The 1,332-nt window shown below is 68.6% G+C and carries 1 protein-coding gene; it reads right to left on the bottom strand.

Annotated features, from left to right (window positions below; translation table 11 throughout):
- On the bottom strand, positions 1-1,310 hold a 1,310-nt coding region (locus ACXJKR_RS32655; RefSeq protein ID WP_457326398.1), incomplete at its 3' end, for a glycoside hydrolase family 2 TIM barrel-domain containing protein.
- Positions 1,311-1,332 lie beyond the last annotated feature (22 nt).

Raw genomic sequence — 1,332 nt, 5'->3', positions numbered from 1 at the left:
GGCCAGCCGTAGGGCGTGGTCTCGCCGCGGTAGTCGAAACCGGTCCAGACGAACATGCCGGCCATAAAGGGGCGCTCGGCGTTGAAGCGCCAGGCCTCCTCGATGGACGCCGTCGACGCGCCGCCGGAACGCTTGTCGTAGGCGGCGACGTGCACCCGCGCCGGGTCGTCGGCGTAGATGCCGCGCGTGGCGTAGGTCAGGCCTTCCTCGGTGACGACGGACGCACGCTCGGGGAAGCGCTTATGCATCGCGTCGATGTCGTGCTGCGCCTTGTAGTTGAAGCCCAGCACCTCGGAGCCCGCCGCCGTGCCTTCGGGCCCACCCGAGCTGGAGGCAGCCAGCGTGGTGGGGCGTGTCGGGTCCATGCGCTTGACGATGGTCTGCATCTCGCGCGCCAGGCGGGTGCCGATCTCGCTGTTTTCGATCGCCCATTCCTCGTTGCCCACGGACCACAGGATGACGGACGGGTGGTTGCGGTCGCGCCGCACCATGCGCTCCATCTCGTCGCGGATCTGCGGGGCCGTGCCCATCATGCGGTGCTCGTCGATGACGAGGATGCCGAGGCGGTCGCAGGCGTCCAGCAGTTCGGGCGTGGCCGGGTGGTGCGCCGAGCGGATGGCGTTTACACCCATGTCCTTGAGCATCTTCAGCCGCGCGTCATGCATGGCATCCGGCAGCGCGATGCCGATGCCGGCATGGTCCTGGTGGTTGTTGGTGCCGTGCAGCTTGACGTGCTGGCCGTTCAGGAAGAAGCCCTGGTTCGCGTCGAAGCGGAGGGTGCGGATGCCGAACGGCGTGTCGTATTTGTCGACCACCTGGCCGCCGCGCTTGACCTGCGTCGTCAGCGTGTAGCGCTGCGGCGTTTCAAGCGACCACAGCTTCGGTGCGGTCACGCGCAGCATGGCGCTGGCCTCGGCGGTGGCGTCCGCCGCCACGCGCCGGGCGGGCACGCTGCCGCGCGCGACGACCCGGCCCTCGGGGTCGCGCAGCTCGTGTTCCAGGCTAAAGGATTCGGCGGCCTTGCCGTCGTTGCGCACCGTCACGTCAACGGCCACGTCGGCGCGGTTGCCGTTCACCGTGGCGCGCACGAAAGTGCCCCAGTGGTCCACATGCAGTGGCTCGGTCTGGGTCAGCCAGACGTGGCGGTAGATGCCGGCACCTTCGTACCACCAGCCTTCCTGCGTGCTGGCGTCCACGCGCACGGCKACGACGTTGCGGCCGCCATAGTGCAGGTAGTTGCTGATGTCGACGCGAAAGCTCGAGTAGCCGCTGGCCTCGTGGCGCAGGTAGTGGCCGTTGACCCAGACCACGCTGTCCCCAGACCACGCTGTC

It is taken from the genome of Roseateles sp. P5_E11 (assembly GCF_054049355.1).
This window is presented reverse-complemented; position numbering and strand designations above follow the sequence as displayed.